This is a genomic window from Variovorax sp. J22G73, from assembly GCF_030317035.1.
Classification (GTDB): Bacteria; Pseudomonadota; Gammaproteobacteria; order Burkholderiales; family Burkholderiaceae_C; genus Variovorax.
This window is the reverse complement of sequence record NZ_JASZYK010000004.1, coordinates 509,902-528,602: the sequence shown is the minus strand read 5'-3', so window position 1 is coordinate 528,602 and position 18,701 is coordinate 509,902. Positions and strand designations below refer to the sequence as shown.

The following is an 18,701-nucleotide window of genomic DNA, read 5'->3' as shown; positions in this document are numbered from 1 at the left end:
CTCAGTGCCCTCCGGCCCGCTTGCGCTGCCCGTCGTAGGCATCGACGATCTTCGCGACCAGCGGGTGGCGCACCACGTCGGCGCTGGTGAAGTGCGTCATGGCAATGCCGGGCACGCGCTTGAGCACGCGCTCGGCGTCGATGAGGCCGCTCAACTGCTGCTTGGGCAGGTCGATCTGGCTCACGTCGCCCGTCACCACCGCGCGCGCGCCGAAGCCGATGCGCGTGAGGAACATCTTCATCTGCTCGGGCGTGGTGTTCTGCGCCTCGTCGAGGATCACGAAGGCGTTGTTCAGCGTGCGCCCGCGCATGAAGGCCAGCGGCGCGATTTCAAGCGCGTTGCGCTCGAAGGCTTTCTGCACCTTCTCGTAGCCCATCAGGTCGTACAGCGCGTCGTACAGGGGGCGCAGGTAGGGGTCGACCTTCTGCGTGAGGTCGCCGGGCAAGAAGCCCAGCCGCTCGCCCGCTTCCACCGCCGGGCGCGTCAGCACGATGCGCTGCACCGCCGCGCGCTCCAGCGCGTCGACCGCGCAGGCCACCGCGAGGTACGTCTTGCCGGTGCCGGCCGGGCCGATGCCGAAGGTGATGTCGTGCTTGGCGATGTTGTCCAGGTAGGTCGCCTGCGTGGGCGTGCGTGCGCGCAGGTCGGCGCGGCGCGTGACCAGCATGGCCGCGTCGTCGTCGCCCTCGACCATGGAGCCGTCGCCGGCCAGCGTGAGCTGCACCACGGCCGGGTCGATGGCGCGCTGGGCGATCTCGTAGAGCGCCTGCAGCACGTCCATGGCGCGCTGCGCCGTGGCCTTGGGGCCGTCGACCTTGAACTGTTCGTGGCGGTGGGCGATCTTCACGCCCAGGGCTTCCTCGATGCGGCGCAGGTGCGCGTCCAGCGGGCCGCACAGGTGGCCCAGGCGCGAGTTGTTCAGGGGGGTAAAGGTGTGTCGCAGAATCACGCCGGACATTTCAAGGAAAAAGGGCACCCATGATAGGCAAACTGACCGGCACCCTCGCCGAACGCAACCCACCGCAGGTGGTGGTCGACTGCAACGGGGTCGGCTACGAGGTCGACGTGCCCATGAGCACGTTCTACAACCTGCCCAACGTCGGCGCGAAGGTGTCGCTGCTCACGCACTTCGTCGTGCGCGAGGACGCGCAGATTCTTTACGGCTTCGGCAGCGCCGAGGAGCGCGCGGCCTTCCGCCAGCTCATCAAGATCACCGGCGTGGGCCCGCGCACCGCGCTGGGGCTGCTGTCGGGCATGAGCGTGGGCGAGCTGTCGCAGGCCATCACCACGCAGGAGCTGGGCCGGCTGGTGAAGATTCCCGGCATCGGCAAGAAGACCGCCGAGCGGCTGCTGCTGGAGCTCAAGGGCAAGCTGGGCGCCGACATCGGCCTGCCAACGCACGCCGCCTCCGACGCGCAGGCCGACATCCTGCAGGCGCTGATCGCGCTGGGCTACAGCGACAAGGAAGCCGCGCTCGCGCTGAAGGCGCTGCCGAAGGACGCCAGCGTGAGCGACGGCATCAAGATGGCGTTGAAGTCGCTGGCGAAGTGAGCCAGCGAGGCGGATCGAGGGTGCCACGGGTGTCACGGGTGCCGCGGGCATCTCGGGCGTGGTCGCGCGTGCAGGCGCTGCGCCACGAGTCGGTGCGCAGCGACGAGCTGCTGCTGGGCGCCGCCCTGGCCGGCTGCGTGCCGATCCTGCTGGTGTACGGCTGCGCCGGCCTCGTCTACGGCAACCTGCCGATGTTCACGCCCGTCGGACTCGTCGACATGCCCGGCGCCTGCGCATGGCTCACGTCGGCGATGGCCTTCGCGCTGGCGATCCTCGCCACCGACTGGCTGGTGCGCGGCGAGCTGTCCCTGGCACCGCCGAAGGTCGCGGTCACGGTGGTGAAGCAGGTGTGGCGACCGGGAACCTTTCCGTCGCCGTCGCTGCCACCGCCCGTCATCGCGCAACCCCGCTCGTCGGCGCTGCGCATCGGCTGCCTGCTGGTGGCGGCCGTGGCCTGTGCCTCCGCGCTGGTGGGCCGCGCCACGCTCGCGCTGGGCTGGCAGGCATTCGCGCGGCCCGGCGGCCTCGCGCCGCAGGCCGAGTGGCCGCTCTTTCCGCTGCAGTGGGCCTGGCCCTGGCTGCTGCCGCTGGCCCGCCGCCCGGTCGTGCTCGGGCTGCTCGGCGCGGGCGCGGTGCTGCTGGTGGCTGCCTACCTGATGAACTGGCGCAAGGTGCGCGGCGCGTGGTTTCCGTTCCTCACCGTGCTGCCGATGTTGATGGCGTTGAACTTCCTGGGCGACGCGGGCTTCGATTTCGCCGCGGCGCGGGGCCTGGGCGGACTGAACGAGCCCGAACTGGCCAGCGCGCTGGCGCAGCAGCCGGGCCGCTACAACGTCTTCAACTTTCTCAGCCTCTGGGGGGCCATCGGCTTCGGCACGGTCGGGCTGATCCTGGGCTTCTGGTTCGGTCGCTCGCGCGTCATGGACGAAGACTGAGGGCTTGTTCGGGCCTGACGTTCTGCCACCGCAGCGCGCCGACGCCTTGCCGGGGCAAGGCGCTCAGGGGTAGATCTTCTCGCCCCTGGCCAGCATCTCGACAAACTTCTCGATGCGCCGCGCGCGGGTCTCGGGCTTCTTCGCGCCCTGCGTGCGGAACAGCACCGCGTAGCGGTTCTGCGCGTTCAGCGTGGCGAAGAACTTCGCGGCCGGCGGGTTGGCGTCCAGCGCGGCCTGCAGGTCCGCCGGCACGGTGGCCACGCGGGCGCCTTCGTAGGCCGCGTCCCAGCGGCCGTCGGCCTTGGCGCGCTCCACCTCCGCCAGGCCGGCCGGCTGCATGCGGCCTTCGTCGATGAGCCGGAGCGCCTTGTCGCGGTTGATCTGCGACCAGGTGCTGCGCGCGGTGCGCGGTGTGAAGCGCTGCAGAAAGTAGGTGTCGTCGTCGCTCTTGCGCTGCCCGTCGATCCAGCCGTGGCACAGCGCCTCTTCCAGCGCCTGCGGATGGTCGATGGAAGCCACGCCGGAGCCCTTCTTCGCCATGCGCAGCCACACGCCGGCGGCGCTGGCGTGGTGCTTCTTCAGCCAGCGCTTCCACGCGGCGGCGTTGCCGCATTCGACGGGCTCGTCGTGCACCACGCGCGCCGCCTGGGTCACGGCACCCACCAGTAGCGCAGCGCGTGGAAGTAGATCGGTGCCGCGAAGATCACCGAGTCGAGCCGGTCGAGCATGCCGCCGTGGCCTTCGATCATCGAACCCCAGTCCTTCACGCCGCGGTCTCGCTTGATGGCCGACATCACCAGGCCACCGAAGAAGCCCATGAGGCAGATGGTGAGCGCCATCAGCGCGGCCTGCCACGGGTTGAAGGGCGTGGCCCAGTACAGCGCGGCGCCCAGCGCGGTGGCGCTCGCCACGCCGCCGACCAGGCCTTCCCAGGTCTTGGAAGGCGACAGCTCGGGCGCCACCTTGCGCTTGCCGAAGAGCTTGCCCCACACGTACTGCAGCACGTCGCTGCCCTGCACCACGATCACCAGGAACGCGATGAGCAGCAGGTTGCGGCCCTCGAAGCCCGGAATCTGCAGGGTGAGCAGCGCCGGCACGTGGCTGATGCAGAACACGCACACCATCAGCCCCCATTGGATCTTGGAGGTGCGCTCCAGAAAGCGCTGCGTGTCGCCGCCCACGGCCGCAAGAATGGGAAGGATGAGAAAGGCGTACACCGGGATGTAGATCGAATACAGCCCGTACCAGTCGATCCAGATCAGGAAGTACTGGCCCGGCAGCGCCACGAAGAACGCCAGCGCAATGGCCCCGTGGTCGCCGCGCCGCGTGTAGGCCAGGCTGATGAACTCGCGCAGCGCGTAGAACGAGATCAAATAGAACAGCACGATCACGCCGCCCTTGCCGAAGGCAAAGGCCAGCCCGATGACCGCCACCATCACCCACCACGCGTTCACGCGCGCGTTGAGGTTGTCGATGACCGAGTGCGGCTGGCCGTGCGCCACGCGCCACTTCAGCACCGCGCCGATGGCCGAGGCCAGCACCAGCACGCCGAAGACGCCGCCGAAGAGCTTGAAGGTGGTCCAGGCGAAGGGAGAGAGCTCGATCACGATGCCGCTCCCGGGTTGCTGCCGCCGGCGTGGTTGCCGTTTTGTTCGATGCGGTCGTACTCCGGCCGCAGGTCGAGCATGGCCTGGCGCGCGCGCGCCAGGAACGACACCTTGTCCTCGTCTGCCGCCAGCACGATCGGCGTGCCGAAGCGCACCGTGCAGGCCAGCGGAATCGGCACCAGCACGCCCTTGGGCAGCACGCGCTTCAGGTTCTCGATCCACACCGGCACCAGCCGCACGTGCGGGCAGGCGCGCGCCAGGTGGAACAGGCCGCTTTTCAGCGGCAGCAGGATGTCGTCGCCGGTGTTGCGCGTGCCCTCGGGGAACATGATGAGCGAGTCGCCGCCCTCCAGCGCCTCCTTCATCTGGTCGACCGGGTTGCCGCCCTGGCCGGAGCCGTCGCGGCGGATCATGAGCGCGTTGAACACGTCCTTGCCGATGAAGTTGCGCAGCTTGGAGGCCTCCCAGTAGTCCTGCCCCGCGACCGGCCGCGTGAGCGCGCGCAGGTCGGGCGGCAGCGTGGCCCACAGCAGCACGAAGTCGCCGTGGCTGGTGTGGTTGGCGAAATACAGCGTCTGCTCGGCCTTGGGGCTGGTGCCCGACCAGATGGCGCGCACGCCGGTCAGCAGCCCGGCCGCGCCGATGATGAGCTTGCCCGCCACGATGGCGAGGCCGCGCCGCAGCACGGTGCTGCCGGGTTGGCCGGTCGCGTCGCTGTTCGAGTGGCTGTTCGCGTGGCCGTTCTCGTTGCTGTTCTCGTCGTTGTTCTTGTTGTCGTTGGTCAAGAGAGGTCCTGTGTCATCAATGCGAGGAGAAACATGGCGCTCTGGCAGGCGACCACGATGGCGTGGCGCTGCAGCAGTTGGCGGGTGCCCTGCACGCGGTCGGCGAGCGGGCGGCTGGCAGGCTGCGCGTCGGCGGGGCGCAGCCCCAGGGCCGACAGCGCCTGGTCGAGCGCGCCCAGCGAGGTGACCGTGTTGCGCGCGAGGCCGTCGAACAGCGCCTCGTCGAAGCGCAGGCGAAACGCGAAGTAGCGCTCCAGCGCGCCGAGGATCACGACCGCGCCGAAGCCCATGGCCGCGGTGCTCGAGAGCGAGCGCAGCGTCAGCGCGAGCACCAGCGCGGCGATGCAGGTGAGCGCGAAGCCCCACAGGGCCAGCAGCGCGGCGGCGCGCAGCAGGCCGGCCAGCGCGGCGCAGATGGCGCGGTCGTTGTCAGTCATGGCGCGGGACCTCCGAAGCATGCGAAAGAGGCGAAAGAGGCTTTAGCGGTTCCAGCGACGCGCGCCATGCACCGCGCAGCACGATCTGCGGCCGCGCTTGCCGCACCGCTGCTTCGGCCTGCGCCACGCCGCCGGCCGTGCCGTAGCGGCCCAGCCAGGCGATGGTCGCCGCCGCGCTGCGCGAGAAGCCGAGCGCGCAGCAGACCCACACCGGCGCGCCTTGCGCACCGCGGCGCTGGCCTTCGATGACGGCCGCGGCGCGCTGCAGCCGCACGGTGGGCGGCACCGTCAGGTCGAGCAGCGGCACGCAGCGCGCATGCGGCACGCCGGGCAGTTGCAGTTCGGCGCACAGGCTGACGAGCCGGGGCTGGCCGGCGGCCAGCCATTCGGCGTGCGTCGGCCGCCGGCCCAGCCGCAGGCCGGGCACCACCTCGACCGAGGCCGGCAGCTTGCGCGTCCACAGCCAGGCGTTGACGGCCGCGCCGAGCCGGTAGGGCGCGAACAGCCAGCGCGCGGCCCAGCCCATGCGGCCGTGGCCGTTCATCTGGAAACCGCGCGCGCCGAAGCCCGCGTAGTTGAGCGCCACCAGCGCGAGCGAGGCCGCCGGCCAGCACAGCCACAGCGCGATGCCGCCGCCAAGCAGCGCGGCGGCAAGGAACAGCAGCGCACCGACCGCGTAGAACCCCGCCAGCTTCCAGCGTTGTGCGTCATGCGTGCGCTGCCATGCGCGCGGCATCGACACCACGCGCTCCAGCGGCCACAGCCACACGCAGAAGATGCCGAGCAGCGCGCCGGTCGGAATGTCGATGAAGTGGTGCTGCCACGTCGTCAGCACCGACGCGCAGATCGCGAAGGCCCACACATGCAGCACCAGCCGCGCCCAGAGCAGCTTCGGCCCCTGCAGGAACTGCCGGTACCAGTCCCACAGGATCACCGCCAGCGCGATGTGAAGCGATGGCGCCTGGTTGAAGGGCTGGTCGAAGCCGCGCAGCGCATTGAACAGGAAGGCCGGTGCGCCTTCGACAGGCGGCTGCCCGAAGCTGAAGTGCAGCGGCCACGCGATGAAGCAGCTGCACGCCACCAGGGTGGCCGTCACCAGCCGCAGCGCATGCCGGTCGAGCGTGTGCTTGCTGCGCGCCAGGAACAGCGAGAGCGCGTAGAAGACGTTGATGGTCCAGTACGGAAAGATGGTCCACGGCCAGAACGGCACGTGGCGCTCCCAGCCGAAGGCCATCGACGGCACGTTCGCGCGCGTGGTGGCCCACCAGTTGGCGAAGCCGTAGGTCGAATAGAACAGCGGCCCGAGCAGCACCAGCCACAGGGCGGCGCGCTTCCACGGCCGCCGTGCCAGCCACGCGGTCATTGCAAGGCCCCGGTGGTGGCCGCGGCGGCGCTCATTGCCCGGTGCGCACCGCCAGCGACACCGTGAAGATGCCCCACTCGTCGACCCGCTGGTCGATCTTGCGGAAGCCCGCTTCTTCCACCAGCTGGTCCATCTCGTACTGGGTGCGGCGGCGCATCACCCAGGCCTCGCCCTGGCGATGGCTGGTGAGGGCGCGCGCGATCATTTCCAGCTGCGGGTGCCACGGCTGCCCGGTGTACACGAGGTAGCCGCGGTCTTCCACCGCGTCGCCCACGCCCGCGAGCGAGCGGCGCACCATCTCGTTGTCGGGAAACAGCTCGTACAGGCCCGACACCACGGCCAGCGTGGGCCGCGGCGTGACGCTGGCCAGGCTGATGCGGTCGAAGGCGTCGGCCTGCACGAACTGCGCGACGTCTTCCAGGCCCTTCTCCGCGATGAGCGCGCGGCCGTCGCGCACGTTGATGTCGCTGTAGTCGCGCAGCAGGATGGAGCTGGCCTTCACCGGGCTGGCCTGCACCGCGTCGAGCACGTAGCGGCCGTGGCCGGCGGCGATGTCCATCACGCGCACCTCGCGATGCATTTCCGCGAGCCGCTCCATGGCGATGCGCAGAAGCTCTTCCACATGGATCTTGCGCTGCCGAATGCCGCGCCAGCCGATGGAGTTCAGGTAGGTGTTGTCGATGGAGCGGCCCAGCGCCGAGCTGCCCTTGGGCTGGTTGCGGTACACGTAGTCGAGCGTGCTGCCGGAGTCGAAGCCGGTGTCGTGGCCCAGCTTGATGCCTTCCGACATGGTGCCGCCCAGCTTCAGGCTGGCCCGGGTGACGGCCCAGTACGCGCCGCGCGGCGACAGGGGCGACAGCGGCTCGGCCAGCGCGCGCGACTCGTCGGCCGTGTCGCCGCTCAGGTGCGCCTCGCGGCGGTCGACCGGCACGGCCGGCTCGTCGAAGCGCTGCAGGATGAACTCGCGGATTTGCGCGACGGCGGGCGCGCGATCTTTCTCGCCGAGCGTGTCGTGGAAGAAGCCCGGCAGCTCGGTCTTGGTCTTCACCGCGCTGCCCAGGCGCTCGAAGAAGCGGTGCTGCGGCTTGTGGTGCACCACCCAGTCGGCGCCCGAGATGAGCAGCTGCACCGGCAGCGTGATCGCGTTGGCGTCGGCCACCACGCGGTCGGCGGCCTCGTACAGACCCAGCAGGATGTTCACCGCGATGGGCCGCGAGATGAGCGGATCGCTCTCGTAGCTGGCGATGCGCGCGGGGTCGTGCGTGAGGAACTTGGCCTTCACGTAGCTGTTGACGAAGAACAGGCCGCGCAGCTTGTGCATCAGGCCCAGCCCGGCGCGCGCGAACGGCACGTACAGCTTCACCTTGAAGGCCGGCGAGGCCAGCGTGAGGCCGCGCACCTTGGGTGCGTAGTCGTGCGCCCAGGTGGCGATCAGCACGGCGCCCACGCTCTGCGCGACCACGTGCATGTCCTGCTCGGGCACGCCGTGCGCGGCGGTGATGTGCTGCACGAAGGTCTGCACGTCGCGCACCGAGGTGCCGAAGCTCGGGCTGTAGCCGCGCTGGCCGGGCGAGCGGCCGTGGCCGCGGGCGTCCCAGGCGTAGAAGTCGAAGTCGGGCAGGTCCAGCTCGTCGACCAGGTGCGCCATGCGCGCACCGTGTTCGTGGCCGCGGTGGAACAGCAGGATGGCGCCGCGCCGTTGCGCACCCGTGGCCGGCCAGCGGCGGTAGAACAGCGATTCGCCGTCGTGCGTCTGGAACTGCAGTTCTTCGGGAACGCGTTGCGTGATGTCTGTCATTGAATCCCTGTGAGTCTTTTATTGGTGTGTTCGAAAGTCGTCGGCTCAGCGCGGCGGGGCGGACGCGAGGGGCGCGGCTTCGGTCTTTGCGTCAGCCTCCTCGAGCGCGCGGCGAATGCGGTTGGCCGTGGTCCAGGCCACCAGCACGGCCAGCAGCGGCATCAGCCAGGCCGTCCAGCCCGGCAGCGGCCAGCCCAGCGCCACGTACAGCCCGAGCGCGCCGAACACGAAGGCCCGGTCGCTCTTGCCCAGCGGGCCGTCGTACCGGCGCGAGGCGCCTACTGTCGGGCCCAGCGCGCCGGCGAACTCGCTCAGGCCCGCCAGCACGATCACCGTGCCGACCCAGAAGCCGCTGAACGGCGCCACCAGCGCAAAGGGCAGGTACAGCGCCGCGTCGGAGACCACGTCGGTCAGTTCGTTGAGGAAGGCGCCCAGCCTGCTCTGCTGGTGGTGCTCGCGCGCCAGCATGCCGTCGATGGCGTTGAAGGCCATGCGCAGGAACATCCACAGCGGGACCAGCGCGAAGGCCGCCAGCGAGGGGGCCGAGAAGAAAAGCCAGAGCCCGAGGGCGACCGAGACCACGCAGGCCGCCAGCGTCACCTGGTTGGCGGTGACGCCCATGCCATGCAGGCGGACCACCAGCGGGCGCAGCAGGCCCTGGAAACGCGGCTTCAGTTCGTAGATCGACACGTGCTGGCTTCCCCTCGTTTGTTATATGGCCACATGCATGGCCGAAGCATTCTGCCAGTGTGGCAGGCACTAAACTCGTAGTCGAAACACCCCTTCCATGACCATCCAGACCGACGATTTCGCGCCCGCCCCCCAACGCGTGGTGTCCGCCGCCCCCGCTTCGCCCAACGAAGAGGCGATCGAGCGGGCCCTTCGCCCCAAGCTGCTCGACGAGTACGTCGGCCAGGCCAAGGTGCGCGAACAGCTCGAGATCTTCATCGGCGCCGCGCGCAAGCGCAAGGAAGCCCTGGACCACGTGCTGCTTTTCGGGCCGCCCGGCCTGGGCAAGACCACCCTGTCGCACATCATCGCGGCCGAGCTGGGCGTCAACCTGCGCCAGACCTCGGGCCCGGTGCTCGAGAAGCCGAAGGACCTGGCGGCGCTGTTGACCAACCTGGAGCCCAACGACGTGCTCTTCATCGACGAGATCCACCGGCTGAGCCCGGTCGTCGAAGAAATCCTGTACCCCGCGCTGGAGGACTACCAGATCGACATCATGATCGGCGAGGGCCCCGCGGCGCGCAGCATCAAGCTCGACCTGCAGCCCTTCACGCTGGTGGGCGCCACCACCCGCGCCGGCATGCTGACCAACCCGCTGCGCGACCGCTTCGGCATCGTGGCGCGGCTGGAGTTCTACACGCCCGAAGAGCTGGCGCTCATCGTCACCCGCAGCGCGCGCCTGCTGAAGGTGGAAACCGACGAGACCGGCGGCTTCGAAATCGCCCGCCGCTCGCGCGGCACGCCCCGCATCGCCAACCGCCTGCTGCGCCGTGTGCGCGACTACGCCGAGGTGAAGGGCAACGGCCGCATCACCGAAGACATCGCGCACAAGGCGCTCGCCATGCTCGACGTCGACCCGCAGGGCTTCGACCTGATGGACCGCAAGCTGCTAGAGGCCGTCATCCACCGCTTCGACGGCGGCCCGGTGGGGCTGGACAACGTGGCCGCCAGCATCGGCGAAGAGCGCGACACCATCGAGGACGTGATCGAGCCCTATCTCATCCAGCAGGGCTACCTGCAGCGCACGCCGCGCGGGCGCATCGCCACGCTGGCGGCCTACCGCCACCTGGGCGTGGTGCCCCCTTCGGGCCGCGCCGAAGGGCCGGACCTTTTCGGCGCCTGAGCCCCGATGCACACCCATGACCCGAGTGCCTGGAAGCACGACCACCACTTCGGCGTGACAACGCTTCCGCCGAGCGCAGCACGCGCCTGTTGATGTGGATCACCGCTGCGATGAGGGTGGTGGAAACGCAGCGCTGCGTCGACTAGGGCATTGCTCCTTCCCCCTCTGGGGGAAGGTTGGGATGGGGGCAGGCAGAGCGCCCGATGGATACGCCGCTTGCCCCCACCCCGGCCCTCCCCCAGCGGGGGAGGGAGAAATCCGGACTCAACCCGTCTTGCGCGCGTGCCGCACGATCAATATCTGCGCCGCGTAGTACGTCCCCAGCACCCACAGCGACGCCAGCGGCAGCGGCGACACGAACCGGTTGGTCGCCAGCAGCGCGTCGCTCAGCATGAAGAAGCACGCGCCCACCGCCACCCACGGCGCCCCTGCGTCCCTGCCGCGCAGCACCGCGGCCCGCCCGATGGCCTGCGCCGCCATGCACGCGATCACGAGCACATACACCCCGACCGGAATCCGCAAGGCCACGGGCAACCCGCCTTGCCAGAGATACGCGTACATCCCCACGCCGATCAGCAGCGTCGCCGCCAGCGCCCCGCGCCGCGGAAACAGCCCCACGCCGATGCGGAACAGCGCGATGTACGCCAGGTGCGCCAGCAGAAAGCACACCAGCCCCGGCACGAACAGCTTCGCCGAACCCATCAGCAGCACGTCGCCGGCGAGCGAGGCCACCAGCCCGGTCAGCAGCAACCCGTCGAAGGCATGCACGCCGCCGTGCGCCACCGCGCGCCGCGCGGCGAAGAAGATGGCGATGAGCAACGCCAGCGGCTTGCACACGTGGTGCAGCTCCGCAAGGCCCAGCGCCGCGCTCGCCGTGGCCAGCGCCGCGGCCTCGACCAGCAGCACCTCGGTGACCGACAGCCGCCCCTGCAGCACGCCGCCGATGGCCCACAGCGACGCCGTCAGCGCGGCCAGCCACACGGCCGCCTGCGCAAGCGGCACCGCATCGGAGAACCACAGGAACACCGCCACGCCCGCAAGCAGCAGCACGAACTGCACGCCCGCGAACCACTGCACGCCGGCGGACACCGCGGGCTCGTAGCGCGTGACCTGTGCGATGTCGAAGGGCTGCTTCGGAAAGCGCGCCGCCACGTCCGCCGGCCGCCAGCCCGGCGGCTTGAACCACACGCGCAGCTTGTCGGCCCAGCTGCGCGCATGCCATGAATCTTTCGCCAGCGCCCAGTACACCTCGGCGTTGGCCCACAGCGGGTCCCAGCTGCGCAGCTCGCCGCGCGTGCCGTACACGCAGCGCTCGTCCTCTTCGCGGAAGGTGCCGAAGAGGCGGTCCCACACGATCAGCACGCCGCCGTAGTTGCGGTCCAGGTAACGGTCGTTCACCGCGTGGTGCACCCGGTGGTTCGACGGCGAGCAGAACCAGCGGTCGAACCAGCCCAGCTTGCCCACCTGCTCGGTGTGCACCCAGAACTGGTAGAGCAGGTCGATGAGCGCCACCACGCCGAACACCAGCGGCGGCACGCCCGCCACCGCCATCGGCAGGTAGAAGAGCCAGCCGAACAGCGCGCCGCTCGACGTTTGCCGCAGCGCCGTCGACAGGTTGTAGTGCTGGCTCTGGTGGTGCACCACGTGCGCCGCCCAGAGCACGGCCGACTCGTGCCCCATGCGGTGCAGCCAGTAGTAGCAGAAGTCGTAGAACACCAGCGCCAGCAGCCAGCCGTACCACGTCGTCCAGAACTCGCGCGCGGCCTCCTGCGGAAAGAGCGCCACCGCCGAATACACCGCCGTGTAGATGCCGATGCGCAGCAGCCCCGTGAGCACCGCGCTGATCTGGCTCAGCATGCCCAGGCCGATGCTGTTCACCGCGTCGGCCAGCCGGTAGGTGTCTTGCCCGGTGCCGCGGCGCGCCCGCACGCGGCCCACCGCGAACTCGATCGCTATCAGAAGAAAGAACACAGGGGTCGCAAGAACGATGATCTGGCCAGGGCGCATCGCGGGATTGTGGCGTTGCCCGCCGGCCACGCGTCACCGGGATGTCACGGGTATGCCATCGCGCGGTCATGCGGCAGTGGGAGCCTACCCGTCCATGCAACGCGACGACGCTTTCCTTCGCGCATGGCGCGACACCGCGACCCGGGCCCTGGAGCCGGACGACGAAGACCGCGTGCGCGAGCCGCTGCGCTTTCGCACCCTGTGGATCTCCGACCTGCACCTGGGCACGCCCGGCTGCCAGGCGCGGGCGCTGCTCGACTTCCTGAAGCACACCGAGTGCGAGACGCTGTTCCTGGTCGGCGACATCATCGACGGCTGGCAGCTCAAGCGGCACTGGTACTGGCCGCAGGCGCACAACGACGTGATCCAGAAGCTGCTGCGCAAGGCGCGCAAGGGCACGCGCGTGATCTTCATTCCGGGCAACCACGACGAGTTTGCGCGCAAGTACCTGCACCACAACTTCGGCGGCATCGACGTGGCCGAGGAATGGATCCACGAGACCGCCGACGGGCGCAAGCTGTGGATCATTCACGGCGACCTGTTCGATGGCGTGATCCAGTGCGCCAAGTGGCTGGCCTACGTGGGCGATTCGCTCTACGAATTCACGCTCAAGCTCAACCGCCATCTGAACTCGCTGCGCGCGCGCATGGGCTTGCCGTACTGGTCGCTGTCGAAGTACCTGAAGGGCAAGGTCAAGCGCGCGGTGAGCTACGTGGGCGACTTCGAGGCCGCCGTGGCCCGCGAGGCGCGCAACCGCGGCGCGCAGGGGGTGGTATGCGGGCACATCCACCACGCGGAGATGCGCGACATCGACGGCATCCTGTACTGCAACGACGGCGACTGGGTGGAAAGCCTGACGGCGCTGGCCGAGCATGCGGACGGCACGCTGGAGATCATCGACTGGGCGCAGCACATGCCGGTGCCGGCGAAGACGGTGGCGCAGCGCGAGGCTGTCGCGGCCTGAGGCAGCCGCAGCCCTGCGGACAAAGCGCGCCGCGAGCGCGCAAACCCTGTCGCACCCGCGACCCCATTCGTCCGATCCGACGATGCCGCCGCGCCCCGCCGGCATCACACTCGCCCGGTGTATTCCTCAGCGAGACAACACCATGGCCTGGGCACTCACGGCGGCGGAGACCGCATTCCGCGACGAGGTTCGCGACTTCCTGGCGCGTGAGCTGACGCCCGAGCTTCGCGCCGCGGGCCGGCGCTGCTCGGGCATCTTCAGCGACTACGAGCACGGCAACCGCTGGCACCGCATCCTCGCCGCGCGCGGCTGGAGCGTGCCCCAATGGCCGGCCGAGCACGGCGGCACCGGCTGGACGCCGATGCAGCACTACCTGTTCGCCAGCGAGCTCGCCGCCGCCGACGCACCCCCGCGCGCGCCCATGGGCCCGGGCATGGTCGCGCCGGTGATCATCGCCTTCGGCACCGAGGCGCAGAAGCGCGCCTGGCTGCCCGGCATCCGCTCGGGCGAGGACTACTGGTGCCAGGGCTACTCGGAGCCGCAGTCGGGCTCCGACCTGGCCTCGCTGCAATGCAAGGCGGTGCGCGACGGCGACAGCTACGTGCTCAACGGCACCAAGATCTGGACCACCCACGCGCAGTACGCCAACAAGATGTTCTGCCTGGTGCGCACCACGTCGGGCGGCAAGCCGCAGCAGGGCATCAGCTTCCTGTGCTTCGACCTGCCGGCGCCGGGCGTGACCATCCGCCCGATCGTCAGCATCTCGGGCGACCACGAGCTCAACCAGGTGTTCTTCGACGAGGTGCGCGTGCCCGCCGACGGGCTCATCGGCGAGGAGAACCAGGGCTGGACCATCGCCAAGTACCTGCTGCAGCACGAGCGCGGCGGCGCCTGGGCACCGATGCTGCGCGCGCGGCTGCGCCGCTTGCAGGCGGCCGCCGATGCCGCGTTCGCCGCGGCGGCGTCCGACGCGCACGACGCGCACGACGCTCACGAAGCCGGCGACATGGCGCTGCGCCTGGCCGATGCCGAATGCGCCATCGACGCCATCGAGGCGACCGAGCTGCAATCGCTGCGCGCCCAGGCCCGCGGCGAGCCGCCGGGCATGCGCCCCTCGATGGGCAAGGTGCTGGGCTCCGAGCTGCGCCAGCGGCTGACCGAACTGGGCGTGGAAATCGCCGCGCACTACGCCGCCGCCGACTTGCCGCTGGACGACGGGCTGCAGGGCGAGCTGGCGATTCCCGAAGAGGCCGTGTTCTCCATGTCGGCCTACCTGAACGACCGCGCCGCCTCCATCTACGCGGGCTCCAACGAAGTGCAGCGCAACATCATCGCCAGCAGCCTGCTGGCGAACTGAGGTCCCCGCCATGAGCCTCCTCACCGAACAAGACGACACCCTCGCGATGCTGCGCGACAGCCTGGCGCGCTACCTCGACGACCGCCACAGCTTCGAGCAGCGGCTGCATGCGCTGCGACATGCCGACGACGCACCGCCACCCTTCTGGCAAGGCCTGGCGAGCGAACTCGACCTGCTGGGCGCGGCCTTGCCCGAGGCGCAGGGCGGCCTCGGCGGCGGCATGCCGGCGCACCTGGCGCTGATGGAGACGCTGGGCGGCGCACTGGCGGCCGAGCCCTACCTGTCGACGCTGGTCATCGGCGCGGGCCTGCTGCAGCGCCACCCCGGCGCGCAGGCCGATGCGCTGCTCGCGCAAGTCGTCGCCGGCCGGGCCGTGCTGGCCTTCGCGCACACCGAGCCGCAGAGCCGGCACGACCGCGCCGACGTGCAGGCCGAACTCGTGCGTGAAAGCAAAGGCGAAGGCGAAGGCAAAGGCAAAGGGGACGGCTTCGTGCTGAGCGGCCGCAAATCGGTCGTGCACGCCGCACCGTGGGCCAGCCACCTGGTCGTGAGCGCGCGCAGCGCTGCCGGCCTGTCACTGCTCGTGGTGCCGAAGGACACGCCCGGCGTGCGGCTGCGCGCCTACCCCACGCGCGACGGCGGCCGCGCGGCCGACATCGCCTTCGACCGCGTGCGGCTGCCGGCGGAGGCCCTGCTGGGCGCGGAAGGCGGCGCGCTGCCGCAGATCGAGCAGGCGCACGACGAAGCCACGCTCGCCATTTGCGCCGAGGCCGTCGGCGTCATGCGCCGCCTGATGCGCGACACGCTGGACTACGTGCGCCAGCGCAAGCAGTTCGGCGTGCCGATCTCCAGCTTCCAGGTGCTGCAGCATCGCCTGGCCGACATGCACATGGCGCTGGAGCTGGCCGCCGCGCTCACCGCCAGCGTAGGCGAAGGCATCGATGCCGCGTCGCCCCGCGAGCGCGCACGCGCCGTGTCGTCGGCCAAGGTGGCGGTGGCCAAGGCCTGCCGGGCGGTGGGGCAGGGCGCGGTGCAGCTGCACGGCGGCATGGGCATGACCGAGGAGCTGGCGGTGGGCCACTACGTGCGCCGCGCCACGCTCATCGAGGGCCAGTTCGGCTCGGCGGCGTGGCACCTGCGGCGGGTGGCGCGGCTTCGAGCGGACTGACGAGCGAGCGCCTGGGTCACTGCACTCGTCGCATTCTTCGCATTCGTCGCTTCCGACGATGCACCCCCGGCGCCCCGGCGCCAAGATGCCTCCCCACGGTGGCCGCCCGTTGCGGCGCCCAAGGAGACACACATGCCAGGTCCGTTGCAGGGGTTGCGGGTGATCGAGATGGCGGGCATCGGCCCCGGGCCGTTCTGCGCGATGCTGTTCGCCGACATGGGCGCGGAGGTGGTCCGCATCGAGCGCCCCGGCACGCGCACCGCGCCGCACGACATCCTGGCCCGCGGGCGCAGCACGCTGCAGGTCGACCTGCGCGCCGCCGGCACCGCGCAGTCGGTGCTCGACGCCATCGCGCGCGCCGACGTGCTCATCGAAGGCTTCCGGCCCGGCGTCATGGAGCGCCTGGGCCTGGGCCCGGCCGAATGCCACGCGCGCAACCCGCGCCTGGTGTACGGCCGCATGACGGGCTGGGGCCAGCACGGCCCGCTCGCGCACGCCGCGGGCCACGACATCAACTACATCGCCATCAGCGGCGCGCTGCATGCCATCGGCCGCGCGGGCGAGCCGCCGGTGCCGCCGCTGAACTACGTGGGCGACTTCGGCGGCGGCGCCATGCTGCTGGCCTTCGGCATCCTCGCGGGGCTGCACGAGGCGAAGCAGTCGGGCCAGGGGCAGGTGGTCGACGCGGCCATGACCGACGGCGCGGCGTTGCTGTCTTCCATGATGTACGGCTTCAAGTCGGCGGGCCAGTGGAGCAACCAGCGCGGCGAGAACATGCTCGACGGCGGCGCGCACTTCTACGACACCTACGCCTGCGCCGACGGCAAGTACGTGGCCGTGGGCGCCATCGAGCCGCAGTTCTACGCGCTCATGCGCGAGCGCTGCGGCATTGCCGACGACACCGCCTTCGACGCGCAGATGGACGCCGACCGCTGGCCGCTGCTGAAGCTGCGCATGGCCGACGTGTTCCGCACCCGCACGCGCGACGAGTGGTGCGTGCTGCTCGAAGGCAGCGACGCCTGCTTCGCGCCCGTGCTCGACTGGGACGAGGCCCCCGAACACCCGCACAACGTGGCGCGCGGCACCTTCGCCACCGTGGGCGGCGTGGTGCAGCCCGCGCCCGCGCCGCGCTTCAGCCGCACCGCGCCCGTGGTGCCGCCGGCCACGGCGCGCGACGACGCGGCGACCGTGCTGCAGCGCTGGGGCGTGGCGGCGCCCGCCGTGGCGCCGCAGGGCGCAGCCTGAGCGCAAGACCTCGACAAAAAAAAGACGGTGACCCCACCCCATGTTCCTCACCCAAGCCCTGCACAAGGGCCGCCGCGAAAAGGCCCGCGCCACCGCCGTCGTCTGCGGCGACACGCGGCTCGACTACCGCGCCTTCACCGAGCGCGTGGCGCGCCTGGGCGCCGCGCTGAAGCAGCTCGGCATGGCGCGCGGAGACCGGGTCGGCATGCTCAGCCTCAACTCGCACCGCTTCGCCGAGTACTTCTTCGGCACCTGGTGGGGCGGCGGCGTCATCAACCCCGTGAACATCCGCTGGAACCCGAAGGAGGTCGCGTACTCGCTGGACGACTGCGACACCCGCATCCTGCTGGTGGACGACCTGTTCGCGCCCATGGTGCCGGCGCTGCGCGGGTTGTCGAAGTCGCTGCGCACGGTGGTGTATTGCGGCAACGGCCCGGTGCCCGAGGGCATGGCCGGCTACGAGGCCTTGCTGGCCGCCACCGACCCCATCGACGACGCAGAGCACAGTGGCGACGAGCTCGCCGCCATCATGTACACGGGTGGCACCACCGGCCAGCCCAAGGGGGTGATGCTCACGCACGGCAGCCTGTGCATCAACGCGCTGGGCACGGTGGCCGCGCTGCCGCGCGACACGCAGGACGCCGTGGCCATCGTCGCCGCACCCATGTTCCATGTGGCCGGCTGCGGCATCGCGCTGCAGAGCGTGCTGCGGCTGGTGCCCATGCACGTGCTTCCCGTGTTCGACGAGCTCGCCGTGCTGCAGACCCTGCAGTCGGCCCGCGTGACCGAGATGTTCCTGGTGCCCACCATGATCAAGCGCGTGGTCGAGCACCCGCGCTTTTCGGAGTTCGACCTGTCGGCGCTGCGCCTGCTGTCCTACGGCGCGGCGCCCATCGACGCGGCGCTGCTCGACCAGGCCATGCGTGCTTTTCCGGGCACCGCGTTCGCGCAGGTGTACGGCATGACGGAACTGTCGCCCGTGGTCACCGCGCTGCCGCCGCACTGCCATTTGCCCGGACCCGACCGCGAGCGCCTGCTGCGCTCGGCCGGCACGCCCATCGCCATTGCCGAGGTGCGCATCGTCGACGGCGAGGACAACGAGCTGCCCCCCGGCCAGGTCGGCGAGATCGTCGCGCGCGGCCCCATGGTCATGAAGGGCTACTGGAACAAGCCGCAGGAAACCGAGGCCGCGCTGCGCGGCGGCTGGATGCACACCGGCGACGGCGGCCGCATGGACGAGGACGGCTTCGTCTACGTGGTCGACCGCATGAAGGACATGATCGTCAGCGGCGGAGAGAACGTGTATTCGGCCGAGGTCGAGAACGCCATCGCGCAACTGCCGCAGGTGCTGATGTCCGCGGTGATCGGCGTGCCCGACGACACGTGGGGCGAGCGCGTGCACGCGGTGATCGTGCGGCGCGAGGGCATGGCACTGGAGGCGGAGCAGGTCATTGCGCACTGCCGCGACTTCATCGCCAGCTACAAGTGCCCGCGCAGCGTGGAGTTTCGCGATGCGCTGCCGCTGTCGGCCGCCGGCAAGCTGCAGAAGTTCCAGCTGCGCGAGCCCTTCTGGGCGGGCCGCGAGCGCCGCGTGGGCTGAGCCGCCTTCATCGAATTTTCTTTTCGCAAATA

Annotated in this window: 17 protein-coding genes; 8 read left to right on the top strand and 9 right to left on the bottom strand. The window is 70.3% G+C overall.

Annotated elements, in window-relative coordinates; all coding sequences use genetic code 11:
• Nucleotide 1 precedes the first annotated feature (1 nt).
• Nucleotides 2-958: a PhoH family protein gene (locus tag QTI51_RS18985; RefSeq protein ID WP_207786684.1), complete on the bottom strand. Its 957-nt coding sequence runs from the start codon at nucleotides 956-958 to the stop codon at nucleotides 2-4.
• A gap of 20 nt (nucleotides 959-978) precedes the next feature.
• On the opposite strand from QTI51_RS18985, the gene ruvA reads away from it, so the two are divergent.
• Both ruvA and QTI51_RS18975 read left to right on the top strand, forming a co-directional pair.
• Nucleotides 979-1,551 carry a Holliday junction branch migration protein RuvA gene (gene ruvA / locus QTI51_RS18980; RefSeq protein WP_116909525.1) on the top strand — a complete coding sequence of 191 codons (573 nt, stop codon included), beginning with the start codon at nucleotides 979-981 and terminating at the stop codon, nucleotides 1,549-1,551.
• A 38-nt stretch (nucleotides 1,552-1,589) separates the two neighbouring features.
• Nucleotides 1,590-2,486 (top strand): hypothetical protein, encoded by an 897-nt coding sequence (locus QTI51_RS18975; RefSeq protein ID WP_132748792.1) that lies wholly within the window; start codon nucleotides 1,590-1,592, stop codon nucleotides 2,484-2,486.
• Nucleotides 2,487-2,549: 63 nt separating this feature from the next.
• Here QTI51_RS18975 and QTI51_RS18970 read toward each other — a convergent pair whose 3' ends face one another.
• The 7 genes from QTI51_RS18970 to QTI51_RS18940 all read right to left on the bottom strand — a co-directional run bounded on the left by QTI51_RS18970 (nucleotide 2,550) and on the right by QTI51_RS18940 (nucleotide 9,166).
• The gene (locus QTI51_RS18970) at nucleotides 2,550-3,140 is read right to left on the bottom strand and encodes a YdeI/OmpD-associated family protein (RefSeq protein ID WP_116909664.1); all 591 of its coding nucleotides are present in this window, start codon (nucleotides 3,138-3,140) and stop codon (nucleotides 2,550-2,552) included.
• Nucleotides 3,137-4,093: a phosphatidate cytidylyltransferase gene (locus tag QTI51_RS18965; protein WP_116909523.1), complete on the bottom strand. Its 957-nt coding sequence runs from the start codon at nucleotides 4,091-4,093 to the stop codon at nucleotides 3,137-3,139. The genes QTI51_RS18970 and QTI51_RS18965 overlap by 4 nt, the downstream gene beginning before the upstream one ends.
• Nucleotides 4,090-4,779, bottom strand: a complete 690-nt coding sequence (locus QTI51_RS18960; RefSeq protein ID WP_116909663.1) for a lysophospholipid acyltransferase family protein — start codon at nucleotides 4,777-4,779, stop codon at nucleotides 4,090-4,092. Before QTI51_RS18960 ends, QTI51_RS18965 begins: the two co-directional genes overlap by 4 nt.
• Before the next feature lie 95 nt (nucleotides 4,780-4,874).
• Nucleotides 4,875-5,315, bottom strand: a complete 441-nt coding sequence (locus QTI51_RS18955) for a hypothetical protein (protein ID WP_116909522.1) — start codon at nucleotides 5,313-5,315, stop codon at nucleotides 4,875-4,877.
• Nucleotides 5,308-6,678: a phosphatase PAP2/dual specificity phosphatase family protein gene (locus tag QTI51_RS18950; RefSeq protein WP_116909521.1), complete on the bottom strand. Its 1,371-nt coding sequence runs from the start codon at nucleotides 6,676-6,678 to the stop codon at nucleotides 5,308-5,310. The genes QTI51_RS18955 and QTI51_RS18950 overlap by 8 nt, the downstream gene beginning before the upstream one ends.
• 31 nt (nucleotides 6,679-6,709) lie before the next feature.
• Complete coding sequence (locus tag QTI51_RS18945) at nucleotides 6,710-8,476, bottom strand: bifunctional alpha/beta hydrolase/class I SAM-dependent methyltransferase (protein WP_116909520.1); 1,767 nt, start codon at nucleotides 8,474-8,476, stop codon at nucleotides 6,710-6,712.
• A gap of 45 nt (nucleotides 8,477-8,521) precedes the next feature.
• Entirely contained in the window at nucleotides 8,522-9,166 is a 645-nt protein-coding gene (locus tag QTI51_RS18940; protein ID WP_116909519.1) for a CDP-alcohol phosphatidyltransferase family protein, read from the bottom strand.
• A 97-nt stretch (nucleotides 9,167-9,263) separates the two neighbouring features.
• Between QTI51_RS18940 and ruvB the strand changes: the two genes are divergently transcribed.
• Nucleotides 9,264-10,328: a Holliday junction branch migration DNA helicase RuvB gene (ruvB, locus tag QTI51_RS18935; RefSeq protein WP_116909518.1), complete on the top strand. Its 1,065-nt coding sequence runs from the start codon at nucleotides 9,264-9,266 to the stop codon at nucleotides 10,326-10,328.
• Between the two features lie 264 nt (nucleotides 10,329-10,592).
• Here the strand turns inward: ruvB and QTI51_RS18930 are convergent, their stop codons facing one another.
• A complete protein-coding gene (locus QTI51_RS18930; RefSeq protein WP_116909517.1) occupies nucleotides 10,593-12,335 on the bottom strand; it encodes a lysoplasmalogenase family protein in 1,743 nt (580 codons plus the stop codon).
• 94 nt (nucleotides 12,336-12,429) lie between these two features.
• On the opposite strand from QTI51_RS18930, the gene QTI51_RS18925 reads away from it, so the two are divergent.
• The 5 genes from QTI51_RS18925 to QTI51_RS18905 all read left to right on the top strand — a co-directional run bounded on the left by QTI51_RS18925 (nucleotide 12,430) and on the right by QTI51_RS18905 (nucleotide 18,669).
• A complete protein-coding gene (locus QTI51_RS18925; protein ID WP_286515999.1) occupies nucleotides 12,430-13,299 on the top strand; it encodes a UDP-2,3-diacylglucosamine diphosphatase in 870 nt (289 codons plus the stop codon).
• Nucleotides 13,300-13,441: 142 nt separating this feature from the next.
• A complete protein-coding gene (locus QTI51_RS18920; protein ID WP_116909515.1) occupies nucleotides 13,442-14,656 on the top strand; it encodes an acyl-CoA dehydrogenase family protein in 1,215 nt (404 codons plus the stop codon).
• Nucleotides 14,657-14,666: 10 nt separating this feature from the next.
• Nucleotides 14,667-15,824, top strand: a complete 1,158-nt coding sequence (locus QTI51_RS18915; protein ID WP_116909514.1) for an acyl-CoA dehydrogenase family protein — start codon at nucleotides 14,667-14,669, stop codon at nucleotides 15,822-15,824.
• Nucleotides 15,825-15,956: 132 nt separating this feature from the next.
• The gene (locus tag QTI51_RS18910; RefSeq protein ID WP_116909513.1) at nucleotides 15,957-17,069 is read left to right on the top strand and encodes a CaiB/BaiF CoA transferase family protein; all 1,113 of its coding nucleotides are present in this window, start codon (nucleotides 15,957-15,959) and stop codon (nucleotides 17,067-17,069) included.
• Between the two features lie 40 nt (nucleotides 17,070-17,109).
• The gene (locus QTI51_RS18905) at nucleotides 17,110-18,669 is read left to right on the top strand and encodes a long-chain-fatty-acid--CoA ligase (RefSeq protein ID WP_116909512.1); all 1,560 of its coding nucleotides are present in this window, start codon (nucleotides 17,110-17,112) and stop codon (nucleotides 18,667-18,669) included.
• Nucleotides 18,670-18,701 lie beyond the last annotated feature (32 nt).

What these genes read in the sequence shown, in the direction of transcription:
- QTI51_RS18985 (WP_207786684.1), bottom strand. Translation starts at nt 958, where the DNA reads ATGTCCGGCGTGATTCTGCGACACACCTTTACCCCCCTGAACAACTCG.
- ruvA (WP_116909525.1), top strand. Translation starts at nt 979, where the DNA reads ATGATAGGCAAACTGACCGGCACCCTCGCCGAACGCAACCCACCGCAG.
- QTI51_RS18955 (WP_116909522.1), bottom strand. Translation starts at nt 5,315, where the DNA reads ATGACTGACAACGACCGCGCCATCTGCGCCGCGCTGGCCGGCCTGCTG.
- QTI51_RS18950 (WP_116909521.1), bottom strand. Translation starts at nt 6,678, where the DNA reads ATGACCGCGTGGCTGGCACGGCGGCCGTGGAAGCGCGCCGCCCTGTGG.
- QTI51_RS18945 (WP_116909520.1), bottom strand. Translation starts at nt 8,476, where the DNA reads ATGACAGACATCACGCAACGCGTTCCCGAAGAACTGCAGTTCCAGACG.
- ruvB (WP_116909518.1), top strand. Translation starts at nt 9,264, where the DNA reads ATGACCATCCAGACCGACGATTTCGCGCCCGCCCCCCAACGCGTGGTG.
- QTI51_RS18930 (WP_116909517.1), bottom strand. Translation starts at nt 12,335, where the DNA reads ATGCGCCCTGGCCAGATCATCGTTCTTGCGACCCCTGTGTTCTTTCTT.
- QTI51_RS18925 (WP_286515999.1), top strand. Translation starts at nt 12,430, where the DNA reads ATGCAACGCGACGACGCTTTCCTTCGCGCATGGCGCGACACCGCGACC.
- QTI51_RS18920 (WP_116909515.1), top strand. Translation starts at nt 13,442, where the DNA reads ATGGCCTGGGCACTCACGGCGGCGGAGACCGCATTCCGCGACGAGGTT.
- QTI51_RS18915 (WP_116909514.1), top strand. Translation starts at nt 14,667, where the DNA reads ATGAGCCTCCTCACCGAACAAGACGACACCCTCGCGATGCTGCGCGAC.
- QTI51_RS18910 (WP_116909513.1), top strand. Translation starts at nt 15,957, where the DNA reads ATGCCAGGTCCGTTGCAGGGGTTGCGGGTGATCGAGATGGCGGGCATC.
- QTI51_RS18905 (WP_116909512.1), top strand. Translation starts at nt 17,110, where the DNA reads ATGTTCCTCACCCAAGCCCTGCACAAGGGCCGCCGCGAAAAGGCCCGC.